This is a genomic window from Janibacter melonis (assembly GCF_003721155.3).
GTDB classification, from domain to species: domain Bacteria; phylum Actinomycetota; class Actinomycetes; order Actinomycetales; family Dermatophilaceae; genus Marihabitans; species Marihabitans melonis.
Window position 1 is genome coordinate 2,161,933 of the sequence record NZ_CP044548.2, and the last position, 21,302, is coordinate 2,183,234.

The following is a 21,302-nucleotide window of genomic DNA, read 5'->3' on the forward strand; positions in this document are numbered from 1 at the left end:
CAGGTCCCGCGCCCGGCACCGAGCGAGCGCACCGTGCACCTCATGCGCACCGGACGCCGGCAACGACGCGTCCGCCGCGCAGCCGTCGTCACCGCGCTCGCGGTCCTCGTGCTCCTCGCGCTCGTCCTCAGCCTCTGCCTGGGCCAGAAGACCTACAGCCCGGGCGAGGTCCTGCAGGTCGTCCTCGGCGAGAGCGTCCCCGGCGCGAGCTTCGTCGTCGGCGAGCTGCGGCTGCCCCGCGCCTGCCTCGCCGTGGTCGTCGGGCTGAGCTTCGGGCTGGCCGGATCGGCCTTCCAGACCCTGCTGCGCAACCCCCTCGCCAGCCCGGACATCATCGGGGTCACCGAGGGCGCGAGCGCCGCGGCCGCCATCGCCATCGTGTCCTTCGGGCTCAGCGGGCTCACCGTCTCGGGCCTGGCCGTCGGCGCCGGGCTCGCCGTCGCGCTGACGATGTACCTCGTCGCCTACCGCCGGGGCACTGCCGCCGGCACCCGGCTCATCCTCGTCGGCATCGGGATCGCGGCGATGATGCAGAGCGTCATCGCCTGGCAGCTCGAGCGGGCCACCAACACCCAGATCCTCCAGGCCCTGCGCTGGCTCACCGGCTCGCTCAACGGCGCGCGGTGGCAGGAGGTCGTGCCGGTCACCGCGGCCCTGCTCGTCCTGGGCACCGTCGTGCTCCTCCAGGCGCGCAGGCTCGAGATCTCGCACCTCGGCGACGACGCGGCGAGCGCCCTCGGCGTGCGGGTCGAGCGGCTGCGCCTGCTCACCGTCGTCGCAGCGGTGGGACTCGTCTGCGTCGCGACCGCGGCGGCCGGGCCGATCGCCTTCCTCGCCTTCCTCTCCGGGCCGATCGCGTCCCGCGTGGTCGGCCCGCACGGCTCGGTCCTCGTGCCGGCCGCTCTCGTCGGCGCCCTGCTGACGCTCGTCGCCGACTTCGCGGGCCAGCACGCCTTCGGCACCCGCCTGCCGGTCGGCGTCGTCACCGGCATCCTCGGCGCCCCGTACCTGCTCTACCTCATCGTCCGGATCAACCGAGTCGGAGGCACGTCATGAGCCCTGCACCGCAGCCCCGCCTGGTCGTCGAGGACCTCACCGTCGGCTACCCGGGTGCGCCCGCCGTCATCACCGGGCTCGACCTCGCCGTGCCCACCGGGGCGATGACGGCGATCGTCGGGCCGAACGCCTGCGGCAAGTCCACGCTGCTGCGCTCGATGTCCCGCCTCCTCGGGCCCCGCGCGGGGCACGTGCTGCTCGACGGCCGCGAGGTGCACCGCACCCCGGCCAAGCAGCTCGCCCGTGAGCTCGGTCTGCTGCCGCAGTCGCCCATCGCCCCCGAGGGCATCACCGTCGGTGACCTCGTCTCGCGCGGTCGCCACCCGCACCAGCGCGCCCTGGCCCGCTGGAGCGCCGAGGACGAGCGGGCCGTCGGCCACGCCCTCGAGGCGACCGGCACCGTCGAGCTCGTCGACCGGGCCGTCGACGAGCTGTCGGGCGGGCAGCGCCAGCGGGTGTGGATCGCCATGGCCCTCGCGCAGGAGACCGGCGTGCTGCTCCTCGACGAGCCGACGACCTTCCTCGACGTCAGCCATCAGGTCGAGGTCCTCGACCTGCTCACCGACCTCAACCGCAGCCGCGGCACGACGGTCGTCATGGTCCTGCACGACCTCAACCTCGCCGCCCGCTACGCCGACCACCTCGTCGCGCTGCGCGAGGGCGGGCTGCACGCGTGCGGCGAGCCCGGCGAGATCCTCACCCCCGAGCTCGTCGAGGCCGTCTTCGGCATCGAGAGCTCGGTCATCGTCGACCCCGTCTCGGGCAAGCCCCTCATGATCCCCATCGGCCGTCATCACGCGGCCCGGGGCGAAGGGGGTCAGCCGGCGGCGAGCAGGTCGGCGGCCACCGCCGGTACCTGAGCCATGTCGGTGACGACGGCGTCGGCCTCGGCGAACCACGCGTGCGGGGTCATGTCGGACTCGTAGCCGACCACCCGCATCCCGGCCGCCCGGCCGGCAGCGACGCCGGCGAGGCTGTCCTCGACGACGACGCACCGGGCGGGGTCGTGCCCCATGGAGCGAGCGGCGAGGAGGAAGACGTCGGGCTCGGGCTTGCCGCGCTCGACCTCCTCGCTGCTGAAGCGGGCGGACGGCGGCAGCAGCCCGGCGAGCCCGGTCGCCTCGAGCTTGTACTCGAGCGCCTGGCGCATCGACCCCGATGCGACGCACACCTCGAGACCGCCCGCGACGCAGGCCTCGAGCGCGTGCCGGGCGCCGGGGATGATCTCGAGCTCGGCGTGGCTCGCGCGGAACTCCGCCCGGAAACGGCGCTCCCAGGCGGGGTCGAGGTCACGCCCGACGAGCTCGGTGAGGCGCACCCGGTTGTCGGCGTAGGCCTTGCCGACGAAGGTGTGCACGACGTCCTCGTCGCTGAGGTCGAGACCGAGGTCGGTCGTCATCCGGCGCCAGGTGCGCACGTTGAGGCGCTCGGAGTCGACGAGCACCCCGTCGCAGTCGAAGATCACCAGACCGGCGGGCCCGTGAGGCTCAGACATCGGGTGCTCAGGCATCGCGGACTCAGGCATCGGCGGGCTCCGGGGCGGCCGGCAGGGCGTGGAGGGCCTCGACGAGCGGGGCGAGCTCGGGACGCCCCGACGCCGTGGCCAGCGTCTCGGACAGGACCCGGTCGTGGGTGGGCAGGGCCTCGCGCAGCGCGTCGCGGCCCGCCGCGGTGAGCTCGGTGTAGATGCCGCGGCGGTCGTCGGCGCACAGGACGCGGGTCAGCAGACCGCGGTCCTCGAGCCGGGTCACGAGCCGGGTGGTCGCGCTGCTCGACAGGGCGGCGGCCCGGGCGAGCTGCTGCATCCTCATGTGCCACCCGTCCTGGCGGTCGAGCGCGTCGAGGACGGTGAGCTCGACGACGGAGATGCCGTGCTCGCGCTGCAGCTCGCGCTCCATCGCGGTCTCGACGAGCCCATGGAGCGCCGCGAGCGTGCGCCACCCCCGAGCCCGGATCTCCACGGCGTCATCAGCGATACCCATGGCACTGAGTTTATCAGCGACTTGCAGTAGTCAGCGCGTGCAACTACCTTCGTCCGCGTGGAAACTACTTGCACACGCTCACTACCTGCTCACGACACCGCGCCCGAGGTGCCGGCCCGACGCATCCCTGCGGGGCTCGTCGCCCTCGCGGTCGGCGGTTTCGGCATCGGCCTCACGGAGTTCGTCATCGCGGGCCTGCTGCCGCAGGTGGCCTCGGACTTCGCCGTCGACGAGGCGACCGCCGGCTGGCTCATCTCCGGCTACGCACTGGCCGTGGCCGTCGGGGCGCTGGGGCTCACCGCGGCGGTGACCCGGCTGCCGCGCCGCCAGGTGCTCCTCGCCCTCATGGTCCTCTTCGTCGCGGGCAACGCCCTGTCGGCGCTCGCCGACACGTACGCCGTCATGCTCGCCGGTCGCGTCCTCGCGGCGCTGTGCCACGGCGCCTTCTTCGGCATCGGCTCGGTCGTCGCCGCCTCCCTCGTGCCGCCGCACCGCCAGGCCGGTGCGATCGCCGTGATGTTCACCGGTCTCACCGCGGCGAACGTCCTCGGCGTCCCCTTCGGCACCCTGCTCGGCCAGCAGCTCGGCTGGCGCTCGACCTTCTGGGCGATCACCGTCATCGGCGTCGTCGCCCTCGCGTCGATCGCGCTCCTCGTGCCGAAGGGGGCCGGCGAGGAGGGGGGGACGACCTCCCTTCGCCGAGAGCTCACCGCCTTCGGGTCTCCTCAGGTCTGGCTCTCCCTGCTCGTCACCGTGCTCGGCTTCGGCGGGATGTTCGGCGCCTTCACCTACATCGCGTACACGCTCACCGGCGTCACCGGCTTCGCCGCGACGACCGTGCCGTGGCTCCTCGTGCTCTTCGGCGTCGGGCTGCTCGCCGGCAACGCGCTCGGCGGGCGCGCCGCGCAGGTCTCGGTGCCGCGCACCCTCGTCGTCACCCTCGGGATGCTCGCCGTCGTCATGACCGGCTTCGCGCTCACCGCGTCGTCGCAGGTGCTCACGGTCGTCTCGCTCGTGCTCATGGGCGGCTTCGGCTTCGCCACCGTGCCGCCGCTGCAGATGCGCGTCATGAGCCACGCCGGGCAGGCGCGCACCCTCGCCTCGGGGGCGAACATCGCGGCCTTCAACGTCGGCAACGCGATCGGCGCGTGGATCGGCGGCACGACCATCGCGGCGGGGCTGGGCTACACCTCGCCGATCTGGGTCGGCGCGGGCATGGCCGCGCTCGCCCTGCTCGTCGTCGTCGTGGCTGAGCGGCTCGCGTCGTCGCGCACCCCGGGACGCACGACGGCCGCCTGACCCGTGGGTCAGACGGCCGGTCGTGCGGGTGTCAGGACGCGAAGTACGAGCGCATCGTCGCCGTGTGCGCCAGGCGCATCGCGTCGACCTCGAGCTCGAGGGCTCCCTTGACCTTGAGGGTCGACCCGCCGGTCGTGCCGATCCGCGCGACGGGCACCCCGTGCTCCGCCGCGAGGTTGACCACGGTCGCGAGCGACTGCTCGTCCGCGACAGTGACGACCGCGCGGGCGACCGACTCCGAGAGCAGCGCGGTCGTCAGGTCGACCCCGTCGCGCTCGCACACGGGGGTGAGGTCGAGGCTCGCGCCGACGCCGTGCCGCAGCGCGGACTCGGCGAGGGTGATCGCCAGACCGCCGTCGGAGACGTCGTGCGAGCTCGTGAGCACACCGGCGCGCACCGCGGCGACGAAGAAGTCGGCGAGCGCCTTCTCCGCGGCGAGGTCGACCTGCGGCGGCACACCGCCGAGGTGGCCGTGCAGGGCGTGCGCCCACTCGCCGCCGTCGAGCTCGTCGCGGGTGCGACCGAGGGCGAGGACGACCTGGCCGTCGTGCGCGAAGCCGGCGCCGACCCCCTTCGCCACGTCCTCGATGACGCCGAGGACGCCGACGACGGGCGTCGGGTGGATCGCGACGTCGCCGGTCTGGTTGTAGAAGGAGACGTTGCCGCCGGTCACGGGGATGCCGAGCTCGAGGCAGGCGTCGAAGAGGCCGGCGACCGCGCGCTCGAACTGCCACATGACCGCGGGGTCCTCCGGCGAGCCGAAGTTGAGGCAGTCGGTGACGGCCAGCGGCAGCGCGCCGGTCGTCGCGACGTTGCGATAGCTCTCCGAGAGCGCGAGCTGCGCGCCGGCGTACGGGTCGAGCCGGCCGAAGCGGCCGTTGCAGTCCGTCGAGACGGCGATGCCGAGACCGGTGCGCTCGTCGATGCGCACGAGACCGGCGTCGGCGGGCATCGCCTGGCGGGTGTTGCCGAGGACGTAGCGGTCGTACTGGTCGGTGACCCACGACTTGTCGCACAGGTTCGGCGAGGCGAGCAGGTCGAGGACGACCTGGCCGAGCTCGTCGGTGCCGGGGCGCGGCAGGGAGGCGCTCGTGTCGGCCTGGACGGCGTCGAGCCACTGCGGCCGGGCCATCGGACGGTCGTAGACGGGGCCGTCGTGGGCGACGGAGCGCGGCGGCACGTCGACGATCGTCTCGCCGTGCCACGTGATGACGAGCCGGCCCGTGCCGGTGACCTCGCCGAGGACCGTGGCCTCGACGTCCCACCGGTCGGTGATCGCCATGAAGGCGTCGACCTGGTCGGGCGCGACGACGGCCATCATCCGCTCCTGGCTCTCGGACATGAGGATCTCCTCGGCCCGCAGCGTGGAGTCGCGAAGGGGGACCCGGTCGAGCTCGACGCTCATCCCGCCGTCGCCCGCCGAGGCGAGCTCGGAGGTCGCGCAGGACAGGCCCGCGCCGCCGAGGTCCTGGATGCCCTCGACGACACCGGCCCGGTAGAGCTCGAGGCAGCACTCGATGAGGACCTTCTCGGCGAAGGGGTCGCCGACCTGGACGGCGGGGCGCTTCGTCGGTCCCCCTTCGTCGAAGGTCTCCGACGCGAGGACCGAGACGCCTCCGATGCCGTCGCCGCCGGTCTTCGCCCCGAAGAGGACGACCTTGTTGCCGGCGCCGGAGGCCTTGGCGAGGTGGAGGTCCTCGTGGCGCAGGGTGCCAACGCACAGGGCGTTGACGAGGGGGTTGCCCTGGTAGCACTCGTCGAAGACGATCTCGCCGCCGACGTTGGGCAGGCCGAGGGAGTTGCCGTAGCCGCCGATGCCCTTGACGACGCCGGGCAGGACCCGGGCGGTGTCGGGGTGGTCGATGGCGCCGAAGCGCAGCGGGTCCATGACGGCGACCGGGCGGGCGCCCATCGCCATGATGTCGCGGACGATGCCGCCGACGCCGGTCGCGGCACCCTGGTAGGGCTCGACATAGCTCGGGTGGTTGTGCGACTCGACCTTGAAGGTCACCGCCCAGCCCTGGCCGACGTCGATGACGCCGGCGTTCTCGCCGATGCCGGCGAGGGTCTCGCCGAGCGGCGTCGTCTGCGGCAGGTCGCCGAAGCGGCGCAGGTGGACCTTGCTCGACTTGTACGAGCAGTGCTCGGACCACATGACCGAGTACATCGCGAGCTCGGCGATCGTCGGGCGGCGGCCGAGGATCTCGCGGATCCGGGCGTACTCGTCCTCCTTGAGACCGAGGTCGGCCCAGGGCTGGTCGAGGTCGGGGGTCTGCCCGGCGTGGGCGACGGTGTCGAGCGTGCTCACGCGGAGACCATCTCCTGCAGGACGGAGGTGAAGAAGCGCCGGCCGTCCAGGCTCGGGCCGTAGCCCTCCTCGACGCAGTGCTCGGGGTGGGGCATGAGGCCGACGACGTTGCCGCGCGCGTTGGAGATGCCGGCGATGTCGCGGTAGCTGCCGTTGGGGTTGGCGCCGAGGTAGCGGAAGGCGACGCGGCCCTCGCCCTCGAGCCGGTCGAGGGTCTCGGCGTCGGCGACGAACTGGCCGTCCTGGTTCTTCAGGACGATGGTGATCGCCTCGCCGTCCTCGAAGTCGCCGGTCCACGCGGTGCTCGTCGACTCGACGCGCAGACGCTGGTCGCGGCACACGAAGGTGCGGTGGTCGTTCTGGATCATCGCGCCGGGCAGGAGGTGCGACTCGCACAGGATCTGGAAGCCGTTGCAGATGCCGAGCACCGGCATGCCCGCCTCGGCACCGCGCACGACCTCGGTCATGACGGGCGCGAAGCGCGAGATGGCACCGGCGCGCAGGTAGTCGCCGTACGAGAAGCCGCCGGGGATGACGACGGCGTCGACGCCGCGCAGGTCGGCGTCACGGTGCCAGAGGGCGACGGCCTCGCCGCCGCACAGGTCGACCGCGCGCCGGGCGTCGTGGTCGTCGAGCGAGCCGGGGAAGGTGACGACGCCGATCTTCACCGGGCGCCCTCGCCGGTGAGCGGGGCCTGCTCGGGCTCGTCGTGGACGAGCTCGTGGACGTCGACGACGTCCTCGATGACGGGGTTGGAGAGCAGGGTCTCGGCGGCCTCACGGGCGCGGGCGAGGTGCTCGGGCGTGACCTCGCCGTCGACGGAGAGCACGAAGCGCTTGCCCTGCCGCACGTCGGTGAAGTCCGTGAGCCCCAGGCGCGGGAGCGCGCCGCGGACCGCTTGGCCCTGGGGGTCGAGGATCTCTGGCTTGAGCATGACGTCGACGACGATGCGTCCCACTGGGGCTCCTGTGGAGAGGGTTCGGGGGGGCCTTCGAGCGAGTCTATCGACGGGCCGAAGGGGGGTCGACCACGGCCGAGTCGTGGTCACCGCGTCGACGGGCCCGCCACCAGGCGACGGCGAGGGCGAGGGCGACGGCCCCCGTCACCGCGGCGACCGGCCAGGCCTGCGGCACGAGGACGAGGACGAGGACCGCGCACAGGGCGTCGAAGGCGGCGACGGCCGGGTAGACGGCACGCGCCGTGACCTCCTTCGAACGCTGCATCACCTGCTCGACGGGCTCCTCGGGGTCCGAGCCGAGGGTGGTCTTCGCGCGACGCGCATGCACCGCCCCGAAGAGTGCGACGTTCGTCCAGACGAGCATCAGGGCGATCAGGACGCTGGAGTTCGCAGATCCGGCGCGCGCCTCGACGACGACCTTGATGAGGAAGACCAGTGCGAGCAGCGCTCCGAACCACCCGAAGCCCCGGCTCCGCCGAAGCGCGTCCTCGTACACCTCACGCCGCTGCTCGGGGGTCGCACCGCGCGGGTCCCACACCCCGCTCGTCGGCGCCGGGTCGGTCCACCGCGACGGGGACGCCCGCGGTGTCGAGGCCGACGACGGGCCCGACCTCGGCCGCCGCGCGCCGGCGCGCGGCTCGCCCCGACGCCCCGTCGACGCCGACGTGCGGAAGACGTCGTCGCTGTCCGAGACCCGCCGCCGCGGGGCGCGGCGGGCTCCCCCTTCGTCCCCCGTCATGGCCGCAGGCTAGCCAGCGGGAGACGGTCGGGCACCGCTCGTCGGCCGACGAGATGACCTCGAGGTGACCACCTGGTGGCCGCTGCGCCTCTCGCCGTGCGGACCGGGGCCGGGACCACTACGTTGACGCGCACCGGGCGCCGCCGGCGCTCACGGCAGAGCAGGGGACAGATCATGAGAGCACCACGCACGCTGGTCGTCGGGGCGGTCGCCGCCTCGATGCTCGCCGGCACGCTCGCCACGGCGAGTGCCGCGCCCACGACGAGCAGCGCACCGAGCGCCGCTGCCGTCAGCACCGCGACGAAGCCGTCCGAGAACGCCAAGCTCGACAAGACCGCGACGCCACGGCTGCGCTGGTTCAGCTGCTACGGCGGCGCCGAGTGCGCGAAGGTCGCGCTGCCGCTGGACTACGACAACCCCAAGGGCGCGAAGACCGACGTCGCGGTCCTGCGCACCAAGGCGACCGGCAAGCGCCTCGGCACGCTCTTCGTCAACCCCGGCGGCCCCGGCGGCTCGGCCACCGAGCTCGCCTACTTCGCGGACCTGTGGGCCAGCCCGACCATCCGCAAGAACTTCGACGTCGTCGGCGTCGACCCGCGCGGCATCGGCTTCAGCGACACCGTGCAGTGCCTGCCCGTCGAGGAGCAGGACACGACGTACGCGCCGCTCGCCGATGCCTTCCCCGTCGGCTACACGAAGCAGCAGCGCTACATGCGCTCGATGAAGAAGATCGCCCGCGCCTGCTCCACCAACAAACTCGCCACGGCCATGTCGACCGCCGAGGTCGCCCGCGACATGGAGATGGTCCGCCGTGCGCTGGGCGAGGGCAAGCTCAGCTACCTCGGCTTCTCGTACGGCACCCAGCTCGGCACGACCTACGCGAACATGTTCCCCTCCAACTTCCGCTCGATCGTCATCGACGGGACGATCAACCCGCGCTCCTGGTCCGGCATGCCGTGGAACAAGAGCCGACCGCTCGACTTCCGGCTCGGCTCGGGCAAGGGCGCGTGGACGGCGATGCGCCAGATCCTCGCCGAGTGCCAGAAGGCCGGCGAGGCCCGGTGCGACTTCGCCGCCGTCGGCGACACGCGCAAGCGCTTCGACGAGCTCGCGGCACAGCTGGAGCGCAAGCCCCTGCCGGTCGTGGACCCCTACACGGGCGAGAAGTACTCCATCGACTACCCGACGATGGTCGGGACCCTGCTCAGCGCGCTGTACTCGTCCGACGCCCCGCAGTTCGTCGACTCGCTCCTCACCGAGCTCGACTACCTCGCCACCGAGGCGCAGGGCGGCACGGCGAAGACCCCGGCCCCGACCAAGGCCTCCCGCAAGGCCCTGCTCGCCGCCGTCTCGAAGGCGACCGGGGTGCCCCGCCGCGACTTCGCCTACGACAGCTCGCTCGACGCCTTCCTGTCGGTGACGTGCACGGACTCGCAGGAGACGACCCGCCTGGCCGACTACCCGCGGTACGACACGCAGTCCGAGACGACGGCGCCGCACTTCGGCAAGGTCTGGCTGTGGAGCTCCTCCGGTTGCGCCGGCGACGCCTTCACCGGTCAGGACGAGGACGCCTACGTCGGTCCCTACGACCGGTACACGCCCAAGGGTGTCCTCATCGTCGGCAACTACTGGGACCCCGCGACCGCGTACACCGGCGCCGTCGAGACCCGCAAGGTCCTCGGCCGCTCCCGCCTCGTCTCCAGCGACTCGTGGGGCCACACCGCCTACGGCGTGTCCGCCTGCGCGACGAAGGCCGTCGACACCTACCTCGTCACCGGCGCCTCGCCGCTGCGCGACCGCACCTGCCCGGCGGAGTCGCCGGCCTTCCCCACCCGTGAGGAGGAGGCCCGGGTCAGCGCGCCCCAGGTCGCCGAGACCAAGAAGTTGCCGAAGGCCCCGGCGGGCCAGTCCTTCCCGGAGCCGACCGTCGTGCGCTGAGCGACGGCCCACCCGGGCGAAGGGGGCGTGGACAGCCGTCCACGCCCCCTTCGTCGTGTGCGGACGGTCACCCTCGCCTGCGCGCCCGGGCCCGATCGCGCGGATGTGCCTGTGCCCGGCGCGCCGCCCCACTACGTTGGGCGGCGTCTGAGCGCCGTCGGCGCCCACCGAAGAAGCAGGGGAACCACCGATCATGAGAGCACCACGCACGCTGGTCGTCGGGGCGGTCGCCGCCTCGATGCTCGCCGGCACGCTCGCCACGGCGAGCGCCGCGCCCACGACGAGCAGCGCACCGAGCGCCGCTGCCGTCAGCACCGCGACGAAGCCGTCCGAGAACGCCAAGCTCAACAAGACGCCGACGCCGAAGCTGAAGTGGTTCCGGTGCTATGCGACCTCGGAGTGCGCCACCGTCGACCTCCCCCTGGACTACGACGACCCCAAGGGCCCGAAGACCAAGGTCGCCGTGCTGCGCACGAAGGCCACCGGCAAGCGGGTGGGCACCCTCTTCGTCAACCCCGGCGGGCCCGGCGGGTCCTCGACCGACCTCGCCCAGGCGGCGAGCAGGTGGGCCAGCCCGACGATCCGCAAGAGCTTCGACGTCGTCGGGGTCGACCCGCGCGGCATCGGCGCGAGCGACAACGTGCGTTGCCTGCAGCCCTGGCAGCAGCAGTCGACCTTCGCGCCGCTCGAGGACGTCTTCCCCGTCGGGTGGACGAAGCAGCAGCGCTACATGGGCTCGATGAAGAAGATCGCCCGCGCCTGCTCAACCAACAAGCTCGCCACGGCCATGTCGACCGCCGAGGTCGCCCGCGACATGGAGATGGTCCGGCGTGCCCTCGGCCAGGGCAAGCTCAGCTACATGGGCTTCTCGTACGGCACGCAGCTCGGCGCGACGTACGCGAACATGTTCCCCTCGAACTTCCGCTCGATCGTCATCGACGGGACGATCAACCCCCGTTCCTGGTCGGGCACGCCGTGGAACAAGAGCCGCCCGCTCGACTTCCGCCTCGGCTCCGGCAAGGGCGCGTGGAAGGCGATGAAGCAGGTCCTCGCCGAGTGCCAGAAGGCCGGTGACCCGCGCTGCGAGTTCGCCGCCGTCGGCGACACGCGCAAGCGCTTCGACGCCCTCGTCGCCCAGGTCCAGCGCACGCCGCTCGTGCTGCGAGACCCCGACAGCGGCCAGAAGTTCACGGTCGACTACCCCACGATGATCGGCGCGCTCCTCAGCGTCATGTACGGGTCCGACGCCCCGACGCAGGTCGACGCCATCCTCACCGAGCTCGACTACGCCGCCACCGAGGCGCAGGGTGGCCGGGCGAAGACCCCGAAGCCGACCCGCGCGTCGCGGCAGGTCCTCCTCGCGGCGGTCGACGACGCGGTCGGTGCGCCGGCTCGCGCCATGTACGACAACTCCTACGACGCCTTCCTGTCGGTGACGTGCACGGACTCGCAGGAGACGACCCGCCTGGCCGACTACCCGAGGTACGACACCCAGGCTCAGACGACGGCCCCGCACTTCGGCAAGGCCTGGCTGTGGAGCTCCTCCGGCTGCGCCGGGGACGCCTTCACCGGCCAGGACGAGGACGCCTACGTCGGCCCGTACGACCGGTACACGCCCAAGGGCGTGCTCATCGTCGGCAACTACTGGGACCCCGCCACCGCGTACACCGGCGCCGTCGAGACCCGCAAGATCCTCGGCCGCTCCCGCCTCGTGTCCAGCGACTCGTGGGGCCACACCGCCTACGGCGTCTCGAGCTGCGTCACCAAGGCCGTCGACACCTACCTCGTCAGCGGCTCCTCGCCCGCGCGCGACCGGACGTGCGCGGCCGAGACCCCGGCCTTCCCGACCCGCGAGGAGCGGGCCCGCAAGACCGCTCCGGAGATCGCGGAGATGACCGAGCTGCCGAAGGGGGCCGGGGAGCAGACCTTCCCCGAGCCCGTCGTCGTGGACTGACGTCTCGACGACCCCATGGCGAAGGGGGCGTGGACAGCCGTCCACGCCCCCTTCGTCGTGCTCGGGCGGTCAGCGCCCCGCGGGCACGAAGGGGGTGCCGGTGAGCCGCTCGTAGGCCTCGACGTAGCGGGCGCGGGTGGCGGCGACGACCTCGTCCGGCAGAGCCGGCGGAGCCTCGCCCGAGTGCCGGTCCCAGCCGGAGGCGGCGGAGGTGAGCCAGTCGCGGACGTACTGCTTGTCGTAGCTGGGCTGGGGGTGGCCGGGCTCCCACGCGTCGGCCGGCCAGAAGCGCGAGCTGTCGGGGGTGAGCACCTCGTCGGCGAGGACGATCTCGCAGGCGGCGCCGCGCGCGCGGATCACCTCGCCGAGGTCCTCGCCGGGCGCGAGGTCGAGACCGCGCAGGCCGAACTCGACCTTCGTGTCGGCGAGCAGGATCCCGCGCTCGGCGGCGACGTCGTTGCCGCGCGCGAGGATCGCGATCGTGAGATCGCGCACGCGCTCGGCGAGCTCAGGGCCGATCTCGGCGACGACGCCCTCGAAGGGGATCGGCTCGTCGTGCTGGCCCATCGGCGCCTTCGTCGAGGGGGTGAAGACCGGCTCGGGCAGGCGCGAGCCGTCGACGAGGCCCTCGGGCAGCGCGACACCGCTCACCGAGCCCGTCGCCTCGTACTCGGAGAGCCCGCCGCCGGTGAGGTAGGCGCGGGCGACGCACTCGACGGGCAGCATGTCGAGCCGCTCGACGAGGACCGAGCGGCCGGCGACCTCGTCGGGCACGTCCGTGCTCACGACGTGGTGAGGCAGCAGATCGGCGAGCTGGTCGAACCACCACAGCGAGAGCTGCGTGAGCACCGCGCCCTTGTCGGGGATGGGGCTGTCGAGGACGAAGTCGTAGGCGCTCATCCGGTCGCTCGCGACGAGGAGCAGCCGGTCCGCGCGCGCCTCGCCCGCGTCGTCGAGCGGTGCGTAGAGGTCACGGACCTTGCCCGAGTAGACGTGCGCGAAGCCGGGCAGGGTGGGGTGCGAGCCGTCAGCCATGCGCCCATCCTGCCGTGACTCGCCCTCACCCGAGCAGCAGGTCCGCGATCACCCCACCCGCCTCGACCTCCGCCTACCCCTCCGTACGTGGGGTGATCACCCCACGTACGGAGGGGTAGGCGGAGATCAGGACGGAGGCGAAGGGGGAGGGAGGGCGACGGGGGCGTCAGCGCAGGCGGCGGACGGCGGCGGCCGCGAGGCCGGCGGCGACGAGGGTGGTGCCCAGGACGAGGAAGGGCACGGGCGCGACGAGCACGGCGTAGGCGCGGTAGGGCAGACCGGCCTCGAGGACGCTCTGGCTGATCGCCCGGGAGACCGGCCCCGGTGCGCCGAGAGCCAGCGCGAGCACGACGGTGAGCACGCCCGCCAGGACGGTGCCGACCGAGGACCACGCGGTGACCGCCGCCCACAGCAGGGCAGCGAGCAGGAGGACGACGAGCGCGGCGAGCAGCAGGCCGAGCGACCGCTCGCCTCGGGCGTAGACGCCGCGCTGCCACTCCCCGGCGAGAGCGATCCCCGCGACGGTGAGGAGCCACGGCGCGACCGCGACGAGCGGCGAGAGCGCGCGGGCGAGCCCGCGCGAGCGGGGTCTCCCCTCGAGGCGGTACGGGCTGGCGTCGTCGGTCGTGGTCGTCACGGGTCCCCCTTCGGTCGGCTGGCGCCATCCTGGCACCCGGCTACCCACCCGTAGGTGGGGTGAACACCCCGCTTACGGGTGGGTAGGCGGGGGCGAAGGGGACCCGCTCACCCCTCGCGCAGGGCGTCGGGCCAGCGTCGGGCACCCGAGCCGGTGGCGGCGAGCTCGTCGTCGGTGTTGTAGATCGGGCACCGGGTGGTCGACAGGCAGCCGCACCCGATGCAGCCGTCCGTCGTGTCGCGCAGCCGCTCGAGCGCCTCGATGCGCTCCTGGAGCACGTCGTGCCAGCGCCGCGAGAGGCGAGCCCAGTCCCCCTTCGTCGGGGCCCGGTCGGCGGGGAGCGTGTCGAGCGCCTCGCGGATCTCGGCCAGGCTCAGCCCGAAGCGTTGCGCCGCGCGCACGTAGGCGATGCGGCGCAGGGTGTGGCGCGCGAAGCGGCGCTGGTTGCCCGCCGTGCGGCTCGAGGCGATGAGCCCGCGCTCCTCGTAGAAGCGCACCGTCGGCACGCTGATGCCCGCACGGTGCGCGATCTCGCCGACGGGGAGCAGGTCGTCCTTGTGCCGCTGGTCCACGCCCCGACGATAGCCGGTTGACCTCAAGCGCGCTTGAGCATCGAGCATCAGCGGCATGACCGCCGAGTCCCCTACGACACCCCCCACGACGGCGCCCGCCGACGTCCACGCGCCCCCGCGCGACCGCCTCCTGTCCCCCGCCCACCTGCCGATGGTGCTCGCCGCCCTGTGCGTCGTCACCCTCGGCGCCTACGAGAACAGGGCGGTCACGACCGTCCTGCCCGTCGTCGCCCGGGAGCTCGACGGGCTGCAGTGGTACGGGCTGGCGACGGGCGTCTCGAGCCTGACCTTCCTCGTCGCGACCGCCGTCGCGGGGGTCCTCGGCGACCACCGCGGCCCGCGCGCGCTCATCCTCACCGGGGTCGTGACCTTCGTCGTCGCGCAGGTGCTCACCGGGCTCGCCCCGTCGATGCCGGTGCTGCTGCTCGGCCGCGCGACCTCCGGCGTCGCCGAGGGGCTGCTCGACATCGGTCTCGTCGTGCTCGTCGCCGACGTCATGCCCGAGCACCTGCGCGCCCGGGTCTTCGCCGGCTTCGCCGTGGCGTGGGTGCTGCCCTCGCTGCTCGGCCCCTTCGCCGCGGGGCTCGTCGCCGAGCACTGGGGGTGGAGGGCGGTCTTCGTCACCCCGCTCGTCCTCCTCGCCGTCGCGCTGCCGCCCCTGCTCACCGCGCTGCGCGACGCCCTCCCCCGCCCCGGTGGTCGGTGGCGCGCTCGGGACCGCGCGACGGTCGGGGCCGCGCTCCTCGTCGCCGCCGCCGTCGGCGCCCTCACCTGGGGCACGGCTGCATGGGCGACGTCCACCCTCGCCGCTCCGACGGCGGCCGCCGGAGCCGTCGTGCTCGTCCTCGCCGGGCGCCGGCTGCTCCCCGCCGGCACGGCGACGCTCTCTGCCGGCATCCCCGCGGCCGTCGGCCTGCGCCTGCTCGTCAGCGCGACCTTCGCCGCGATGGGCACCTACCTCCCGCTGCTCCTCGTCGAGGTCCACGGCACCGGGCCACGGCTGGCCGGGACGAGCCTGGCGGTGACCGGGGTGTGCTGGGCCCTCGGCTCGAGCGTGGCGAGCGGCGACGCCGTCCGCGAGCGCACGAGCGCGGTCCAGCGGTTGCGCACGGGCCTGCTGCTCATGTCCGCGGGCGCGACCGGGCCGCTCCTGCTCGCCGTCGGCGCGATCGGGCTCGCCCCCTCGATGCTCGGGTGGTGCGTGAGCACGCTCGGCATGGGCGTCGCGACGAACACGCTCAGCGTGCGCACCGTCGAGCTCGCACCGGCGCAGCGGCAGGGCGAGGTCAACGCCGCCGCGACGCTCGCCGCCGCCATCGGCACCGCCCTGGCGACGGCCGGCGGCGGCGCGCTCGTCGCGGCGCACGCGGACCACCTCACCGGGTCCCCCTTCGCCGTCGTCGTCGCCGCCGGCGCCGTCCTCGGGCTGGTCGGGACCGCCGCGGCCCATCGAGTCGACTCCCCCTGACGCCGAGACCCGCTCGTCGTCCGCGAGACCCGGTGGCCGCGGACCGGCGACGACCGGGGGTGACGGACGACGAGCGGGTCTCGGCGAGGGTGAGGGGGTGCCGGAGCGGGCGGGGCGGAGGGGGTAACCGGTCAGCGGGGCGTGCGGATCTCCCCGCGGGCGGCGCGCAGCGCGATGTCGGTGCGGTGGTGGCCGCCCTCGAGCTCGACCTTCGCGACGCCGGCGTACGCATGCTCGCGCGCCTCGTCGAGGTCGGCGCCGAGGGAGACGACGGAGAGCACGCGGCCACCGGCGCTGACGACGGTGCCGTCCGGGCCGGCGGCTGTGCCGGCGTGCAGCACGTAGGTGTCGGTGTCGCCGACGAGCTCGAGACCGCCGATCGGGTCGCCGGTGCTCGGCGAGGCCGGGTAGCCCGCCGCCGCGACGACGACGGTCACCGACGCCTGCTCGCGCCAGCGCAGCGGCTCGACCTCGCCGAGCCGGCCCTGGGCCGCCGCGTGGAGGAGCCCGCCGAGCGGGGTCGCGAGCCGCGCGAGCACCGACTGGGTCTCGGGGTCGCCGAAGCGCACGTTGAACTCGATCACCCGAGGCCCGCGCGAGGTGAGCGCGAGGCCGACGTAGAGCACCCCGACGAAGGGGGTGCCCCGCCGCCTCATCTCGTCGACGACCGGCTGCGCGACCCGGGCGACGACGTCGTCGACGAGCCCCTCGGGCGCCCAGTCGAGCGGTGAGTACGCGCCCATGCCCCCGGTGTTCGGGCCCTCGTCGCCGTCGAAGACGCGCTTGAAGTCCTGGGCGAGGTCGAGCGGCACGACCCGCTGCCCGTCGCAGATGCAGAAGAGCGAGGCCTCCGGGCCGTCGAGGAACTCCTCGACCACGACCTGGGCGTCCTCCCCCTTCGCCAGGCAGGCCAGGCCGTGCGCGAGCGCGGCACCACGGTCGTCGGTGACGACGACTCCCTTGCCGGCGGCGAGCCCGTCGTCCTTGACGACGTAGGGGGCGCCGAAGGCGTCGAGCGCCTCGGCGAGCTCGGCCTCGGTGCGTGCGACGTGGGCCAGGGCGGTCGGCACCTCGGCGGCAGCCATGACCTCCTTCGCGAAGGCCTTGCTCCCCTCGAGGGTGGCCGCGGCCCGGTCGGGGCCGAAGCACGCGATGCCGGCCGCGCGGACCGCGTCGGCGACGCCTGCGACGAGCGGGGCCTCCGGGCCGACGACGACGAGGTCGACGCCGTGCTCGCGCGCGAGGTCGGTCACCGCCTGCGGGTCCTGCGTGTCGACCGGCACGCAGAGCGCGACGACGTCGATGCCGGGGTTGCCGGGTGCCGCGACGACGGCGTCGACGGCGGGGTCGACGAGCAGCGCGCGGACGAGGGCGTGCTCACGGGCACCTGATCCGATGACGAGTACCTTCACGCCCCGAAGCCTAGGACGCGAACGGCGGGGGCGACCGGTGGGTCGCCCCCGCCGAGATGCGCGAGGGGGGCGCGAGGGAGCCAGCGTGCAGGGGGGTCTCGCTGGCTCGACCTCGCGCCCCGATCGCTCGCGCGGGACCAGGGGGGGACGTCCCGCGCAGCGAGCCGACCCGAAGGCCAGCAGATGCGAGTGTGACCAAATCCGAGGGCGAAATCAACCTGACGCTGTCGGTCTCCCGACGATGTCGGCTTGTCGCCATACTTCTCGTCATGTCCGCGCCCGACCTCCCGGTCCACCTCGACGTCGCGATGCCCGAGGAGGAGATCACCCGGCTCTACCTCGCGCTCATCCACGACCCGGCCGCGACGCGAGAGTCCTTGGTGGCCGCGGGGATCAGCGCCGCGCAGGTCGACCTCGGGCTGCAGATCCTCACCCACCGGGGCCTGGCCGAGGTCGACGACGACGGGGCGATCTCGATCCCCCCGCCCGAGGGTGCCCTCGCGGCCTACACCGCCGAGGTCGAGCGTCAGCTGCGCCGGGTGCGGGCCTCGGCACCCCAGCTCGGGCTCATCCACCGCAGGGTCCGCGCCCTCGAGGACGCTCGCACGAACCCGCTGCGGGCCAGCACCCTGGACTCCCTCGCCGAGATCCGCTCGGCGAGCATCGCCGTCGTCGCGGGCGCCGAGCGCTCGATCCTCGCGATGCGCGCGTACGGCGAGCGCAGCATCCAGCTGCTCACCTCGCCGCTCGTCGACCACGACAGCCCCACCCTCGACAGCGCGGGCCAGCCGCTGCGCTACCTCGCCGTCTACGACTCTCGCCTGCTCGAGCTCGACGACGCCCTGCAGACCCTGCGGCGTCGGCAGGCGTCCGGCGAGGACGTGCGGATCGCCGAGGACGTGCCCTTCTCGGCGATCGTCGTCGACGGGCTCCAGGCGGTCGTCGACCTGACGAACATCGAGCCCTCGGGCGCCGGGTCGGTCTCCCTGTGGGACAGCCCGCTCATCACCGGCATCGGCAACCTCGTCGAGCGCCTGCACGCCCGCAGCCTCCCGCTGCCCGCCGTCGACCTCGACGTCGACGGCGAGCTGTACTCGCAGCGCGACCAGACGATCCTCACCCTGCTCGCCGCCGGCGCCTCGGACGCCAACGTCGCCCGCCAGCTCGGGGTGAGCGTGCGCACCGTCGAGCGGCGGGTCCGGCTCGTCATGGAGCGGCTCGGCGCCCAGTCCCGGCTCCAGGCCGGGGTCGAGGCCGTGCGGCGCGGCCTGGTCTGAGCGACGTCGGTGCTGGCGTCTAGACTCGATGGCTGCCCAGGTCGCCGCCGCGCGACACACGTGAGACAGGTAGAGCAGCAGACGTGACCGACGGCTCCCTTCGCCCCTCCACCACCGACGTCCCGCCGCACGTCGCGACCGAGATCGCGACCGAGCAGGCCCACCTCGACCGGGTCCGCGACGAGCTCGTCAAGGCCGAGACCCGCGCCGGTCTCGTCGCCACCGACGGCATGTCGCGCGGTCGCACCGATCGCACGGGCGACGTGCGCGACGAGGAGATGTCGGGCCTCTTCGAGCGCGACGCGCTCGTCTACCAGGCGGCCCGGCGCCTGGCCACGCTCGAGCACCAGCACGAGGGCCTCGTCTTCGGCCGGCTCGACATCGACCACGGCGACGCCATGGCCGCGGCCGACCGCGAGATCCGCTACGTCGGCCGCCTCGGCGTGCGCGACGACGAGTACGAGCCGCTCGTCATCGACTGGCGCGCCCCGGCCGCCTCGCCCTTCTACCGCGCGACCCCGGTCGCCAACCACGGCGTCATCCGCCGCCGGGTGCTGCGCTCGAAGGACGACACCGTCGTCGGCGTCGAGGACGACCTCATGGTCCCCGAGGCTCCCGAGGACATCGTCGTCGTCGGCGACGGCGCGCTGCTCGCCGCCCTGACCCGGGCCCGCGGCACGCGGATGCGCGACATCGTCGCGACGATCCAGGCCCACCAGGACGAGGCGATCCGCGCCAGCGACCGCGGCGTCACCGAGATCACCGGCGGCCCCGGCACCGGCAAGACCGTCGTCGCCCTGCACCGCGCGGCCTACCTGCTCTACAACGACCGTCGGCGCTACGAGAGCGGCGGCATCCTCGTCGTCGGCCCCTCCGCCGCCTACACGGCGTACATCGAGCGCGTGCTGCCCTCGCTCGGCGAGGACTCCGTGGCCCTGCGCGCCCTCGGCGACCTCGTCGACGCCATCGGCACCGAGCGCCTCGACACCCCCGAGGTCGCCGCCGTCAAGGGCTCGCTGCGGATGCGTACCGTCGTCGCCCGCCTGCTCCAGGAGCCGGTCCCGGGCGCGCCCACCGAGCTGCGGACCTTCGTCGGCGGCATCGCCATCCGGATCGGCCCCGACGCCCTCGCGTCGATCCGCCGTCGCGTCCTGCGCGACCGGACCCGCAACCAGGGCACGAAGGCCGCCCGAGAGATGCTCGCCGAGGCCGCGTGGGCCAGCCACCGCGAGGGCGAGCGCGACGAGTTCCTCGACGCCTTCGACGAGTCCATCGCCGTCGACTCCTTCATGGAGGCGTGGTGGCCCCAGGTCGACCCGCGCCAGGCCCTGCTGTGGCTCGCCGACACGGAGCGGGCCTACCGGATCACCCAGGGCGTGCTCTCCCAGGGCGACGCCGCGGCGCTGGCCCACTCGATGCGCGAGGCGCTCGAGCTCGGCACGTGGTCGGTGGCCGACGTCGCCGTCGTCGACGAGCTCGCCGTGCGCCTCGGCCAGGTCGAGGAGGCCGCCGACGAGGAGCGCGGCTTCTACGAGATCGACGAGCTCGACGGCCGTGCGGCCGAGCGCGAGCTGACGACGATGGGCTCGGCGGTCCGCGTCCGCGACGTCGAGAGCCACGTGACCCCGACGTTGGCCCGCGAGCGCCTCCTCACCGGACGGGTGGGCCGCCCCGGCTCCTACGCCCACGTCCTCGTCGACGAGGCGCAGGACCTCTCGCCGATGCAGTGGCGCATGGTCGGGCGTCGTGGTCGACGCGCGTCGTGGACCGTCGTCGGCGACGCCGCCCAGGCCTCGTGGGCCGACGCGCGCGAGGCCGAGGCGGCGCGCGAGGACGCCTTCGGCAGCAACGAGCGGCGTCGCTTCCACATGAGCACGAACTACCGCAACGCCCGCGAGATCTTCGACTACGCGCGCGACGTCATCCTGCCCGTCGTCCCCGACGCGGACATCCCCGACGCCGTCCGGGAGACCGGGGTCGAGCCGGTCGAGACCCGCTTCGGCGATGCCCTCGACACCTCCGCCCCGTCGGTGGACGCGGCCGCCCGCGCCGCGGTCGACGCTCTCGTCGACGAGGTCGACGGCTCGGTCGCGGTCATCGCCCCCGCCCGTCACCTCGAGCGGGTCGCACCGCTCGTCGCGCACGAGAGCGGCCGGGTGGTCGTCCTCGACCCGATGTCGACGAAGGGCCTCGAGTGGGACGCCACGGTCGTCGTCGACCCCGACGCGATCGTCGCGGAGTCCCCCGGCGGCGCGCGCGTGCTCTACGTGGCGCTCACCCGCGCCGCCCACCGGATGAGCGTGCTGCGCCCGACCGCCTGACCGGGCCGGGTCCCCCTTCGCCCGGGCACGACGAAGGGGGCGACCCGGTGCGTGACGCACGGGCCGCCCCCTCCGGGTGCGCTCAGCCGGACTTGCGGCGGAACATCTGCTGGGAGCCGGAGGTCTCCGGGCCGTGGGAGGACTCGACCTTGCCGTGCCCTCCCTCTGCCGAGACGTCCCGGCCCGCATGGGCCTGCTTGCGCTCCAGCGCCTGCCGGAACTTCTCCTTGACGTCCTCGGGGGCGCTCTCGTGCTTGCTCATGCGCACCACCTCCTCGTGTCGGGGTTGCCGCGACGGCGCGTGCCGCCCGGAGCGACCACGCTCCCAGCCACGGCCGCCGGGCGC

Annotated in this window: 19 protein-coding genes; 8 read left to right on the forward strand and 11 right to left on the reverse strand. The window is 73.7% G+C overall.

Annotated features, from left to right (window positions below; genetic code table 11):
* The first annotated feature begins 42 nt into the window (after window positions 1-42).
* Together EEW87_RS10310 and EEW87_RS10315 are read left to right on the forward strand one after the other, a co-directional pair.
* Window positions 43-1,056 (forward strand): FecCD family ABC transporter permease, encoded by a 1,014-nt coding sequence (locus EEW87_RS10310; protein ID WP_123093761.1) that lies wholly within the window; start codon window positions 43-45, stop codon window positions 1,054-1,056.
* A complete protein-coding gene (locus EEW87_RS10315) occupies window positions 1,053-1,916 on the forward strand; it encodes an ABC transporter ATP-binding protein (protein ID WP_123093749.1) in 864 nt (287 codons plus the stop codon). The genes EEW87_RS10310 and EEW87_RS10315 overlap by 4 nt, the downstream gene beginning before the upstream one ends.
* On the opposite strand, the gene EEW87_RS10320 is transcribed toward EEW87_RS10315, so the two are convergent.
* A complete protein-coding gene (locus tag EEW87_RS10320) occupies window positions 1,874-2,551 on the reverse strand; it encodes an HAD family hydrolase (protein ID WP_163562425.1) in 678 nt (225 codons plus the stop codon). The two genes, EEW87_RS10315 and EEW87_RS10320, sit on opposite strands and share 43 nt — an antisense overlap.
* A 22-nt stretch (window positions 2,552-2,573) precedes the next feature.
* A complete protein-coding gene (locus EEW87_RS10325; protein ID WP_123093751.1) occupies window positions 2,574-3,038 on the reverse strand; it encodes a MarR family winged helix-turn-helix transcriptional regulator in 465 nt (154 codons plus the stop codon).
* Between the two features lie 123 nt (window positions 3,039-3,161).
* Here EEW87_RS10325 and EEW87_RS10330 point away from each other — a divergent pair, with 123 nt between their 5' ends.
* A complete protein-coding gene (locus tag EEW87_RS10330; RefSeq protein WP_123093762.1) occupies window positions 3,162-4,337 on the forward strand; it encodes an MFS transporter in 1,176 nt (391 codons plus the stop codon).
* Between the two features lie 31 nt (window positions 4,338-4,368).
* Here EEW87_RS10330 and purL read toward each other — a convergent pair whose 3' ends face one another.
* The 4 genes from purL to EEW87_RS10350 are packed head-to-tail and all read right to left on the reverse strand — an operon-like array spanning window position 4,369 to window position 8,342.
* Entirely contained in the window at window positions 4,369-6,645 is a 2,277-nt protein-coding gene (gene purL / locus EEW87_RS10335) for a phosphoribosylformylglycinamidine synthase subunit PurL (RefSeq protein WP_123093752.1), read from the reverse strand.
* On the reverse strand, window positions 6,642-7,313 hold the full coding sequence (purQ, locus tag EEW87_RS10340) for a phosphoribosylformylglycinamidine synthase subunit PurQ (RefSeq protein WP_123093753.1): 672 nt from the start codon (window positions 7,311-7,313) through the stop codon (window positions 6,642-6,644). The genes purL and purQ overlap by 4 nt, the downstream gene beginning before the upstream one ends.
* Window positions 7,310-7,603, reverse strand: coding sequence for a phosphoribosylformylglycinamidine synthase subunit PurS (gene purS, locus EEW87_RS10345; RefSeq protein ID WP_123093754.1), 294 nt, complete (start codon window positions 7,601-7,603; stop codon window positions 7,310-7,312). Before purS ends, purQ begins: the two co-directional genes overlap by 4 nt.
* A 43-nt stretch (window positions 7,604-7,646) precedes the next feature.
* A complete protein-coding gene (locus tag EEW87_RS10350) occupies window positions 7,647-8,342 on the reverse strand; it encodes a hypothetical protein (RefSeq protein ID WP_148041645.1) in 696 nt (231 codons plus the stop codon).
* A 174-nt stretch (window positions 8,343-8,516) separates the two neighbouring features.
* Here EEW87_RS10350 and EEW87_RS10355 point away from each other — a divergent pair, with 174 nt between their 5' ends.
* Both EEW87_RS10355 and EEW87_RS10360 read left to right on the forward strand, forming a co-directional pair.
* The gene (locus tag EEW87_RS10355; protein ID WP_163562426.1) at window positions 8,517-10,280 is read left to right on the forward strand and encodes an alpha/beta hydrolase; all 1,764 of its coding nucleotides are present in this window, start codon (window positions 8,517-8,519) and stop codon (window positions 10,278-10,280) included.
* Between the two features lie 193 nt (window positions 10,281-10,473).
* On the forward strand, window positions 10,474-12,234 hold the full coding sequence (locus tag EEW87_RS10360; RefSeq protein ID WP_163562427.1) for an alpha/beta hydrolase: 1,761 nt from the start codon (window positions 10,474-10,476) through the stop codon (window positions 12,232-12,234).
* A 69-nt stretch (window positions 12,235-12,303) separates the two neighbouring features.
* On the opposite strand, the gene EEW87_RS10365 is transcribed toward EEW87_RS10360, so the two are convergent.
* The 3 genes from EEW87_RS10365 to soxR all read right to left on the reverse strand — a co-directional run bounded on the left by EEW87_RS10365 (window position 12,304) and on the right by soxR (window position 14,478).
* Complete coding sequence (locus EEW87_RS10365) at window positions 12,304-13,269, reverse strand: phosphoribosylaminoimidazolesuccinocarboxamide synthase (RefSeq protein WP_123093122.1); 966 nt, start codon at window positions 13,267-13,269, stop codon at window positions 12,304-12,306.
* A gap of 166 nt (window positions 13,270-13,435) precedes the next feature.
* Window positions 13,436-13,906 carry a hypothetical protein gene (locus EEW87_RS10370; protein ID WP_151914995.1) on the reverse strand — a complete coding sequence of 157 codons (471 nt, stop codon included), beginning with the start codon at window positions 13,904-13,906 and terminating at the stop codon, window positions 13,436-13,438.
* A 107-nt stretch (window positions 13,907-14,013) separates the two neighbouring features.
* Window positions 14,014-14,478, reverse strand: a complete 465-nt coding sequence (soxR, locus tag EEW87_RS10375; RefSeq protein WP_240341579.1) for a redox-sensitive transcriptional activator SoxR — start codon at window positions 14,476-14,478, stop codon at window positions 14,014-14,016.
* Between the two features lie 55 nt (window positions 14,479-14,533).
* On the opposite strand from soxR, the gene EEW87_RS10380 reads away from it, so the two are divergent.
* Window positions 14,534-15,946, forward strand: coding sequence for an MFS transporter (locus tag EEW87_RS10380; protein WP_123093119.1), 1,413 nt, complete (start codon window positions 14,534-14,536; stop codon window positions 15,944-15,946).
* Between the two features lie 131 nt (window positions 15,947-16,077).
* Here the strand turns inward: EEW87_RS10380 and purD are convergent, their stop codons facing one another.
* Complete coding sequence (gene purD / locus EEW87_RS10385; protein ID WP_123093117.1) at window positions 16,078-17,358, reverse strand: phosphoribosylamine--glycine ligase; 1,281 nt, start codon at window positions 17,356-17,358, stop codon at window positions 16,078-16,080.
* A 269-nt stretch (window positions 17,359-17,627) separates the two neighbouring features.
* Between purD and EEW87_RS17030 the strand changes: the two genes are divergently transcribed.
* Both EEW87_RS17030 and EEW87_RS10395 read left to right on the forward strand, forming a co-directional pair.
* The gene (locus EEW87_RS17030; RefSeq protein WP_123093115.1) at window positions 17,628-18,635 is read left to right on the forward strand and encodes a helix-turn-helix transcriptional regulator; all 1,008 of its coding nucleotides are present in this window, start codon (window positions 17,628-17,630) and stop codon (window positions 18,633-18,635) included.
* A gap of 83 nt (window positions 18,636-18,718) precedes the next feature.
* On the forward strand, window positions 18,719-20,956 hold the full coding sequence (locus EEW87_RS10395; RefSeq protein ID WP_123093113.1) for a HelD family protein: 2,238 nt from the start codon (window positions 18,719-18,721) through the stop codon (window positions 20,954-20,956).
* A gap of 82 nt (window positions 20,957-21,038) precedes the next feature.
* Here EEW87_RS10395 and EEW87_RS10400 read toward each other — a convergent pair whose 3' ends face one another.
* A complete protein-coding gene (locus EEW87_RS10400) occupies window positions 21,039-21,218 on the reverse strand; it encodes a DUF5302 domain-containing protein (RefSeq protein ID WP_068272198.1) in 180 nt (59 codons plus the stop codon).
* Window positions 21,219-21,302 lie beyond the last annotated feature (84 nt).

Bases quoted from the DNA above. Each gene is read 5' to 3' on its own strand.
- EEW87_RS10310 (WP_123093761.1), top strand. From the start codon at position 43: ATGCGCACCGGACGCCGGCAACGACGCGTCCGCCGCGCAGCCGTCGTC.
- EEW87_RS10315 (WP_123093749.1), top strand. From the start codon at position 1,053: ATGAGCCCTGCACCGCAGCCCCGCCTGGTCGTCGAGGACCTCACCGTC.
- EEW87_RS10320 (WP_163562425.1), bottom strand. From the start codon at position 2,551: ATGTCTGAGCCTCACGGGCCCGCCGGTCTGGTGATCTTCGACTGCGAC.
- EEW87_RS10325 (WP_123093751.1), bottom strand. From the start codon at position 3,038: ATGGGTATCGCTGATGACGCCGTGGAGATCCGGGCTCGGGGGTGGCGC.
- EEW87_RS10350 (WP_148041645.1), bottom strand. From the start codon at position 8,342: ATGACGGGGGACGAAGGGGGAGCCCGCCGCGCCCCGCGGCGGCGGGTC.
- EEW87_RS10355 (WP_163562426.1), top strand. From the start codon at position 8,517: ATGAGAGCACCACGCACGCTGGTCGTCGGGGCGGTCGCCGCCTCGATG.
- EEW87_RS10360 (WP_163562427.1), top strand. From the start codon at position 10,474: ATGAGAGCACCACGCACGCTGGTCGTCGGGGCGGTCGCCGCCTCGATG.
- EEW87_RS10365 (WP_123093122.1), bottom strand. From the start codon at position 13,269: ATGGCTGACGGCTCGCACCCCACCCTGCCCGGCTTCGCGCACGTCTAC.
- EEW87_RS10380 (WP_123093119.1), top strand. From the start codon at position 14,534: ATGACCGCCGAGTCCCCTACGACACCCCCCACGACGGCGCCCGCCGAC.
- EEW87_RS17030 (WP_123093115.1), top strand. From the start codon at position 17,628: ATGTCCGCGCCCGACCTCCCGGTCCACCTCGACGTCGCGATGCCCGAG.
- EEW87_RS10400 (WP_068272198.1), bottom strand. From the start codon at position 21,218: ATGAGCAAGCACGAGAGCGCCCCCGAGGACGTCAAGGAGAAGTTCCGG.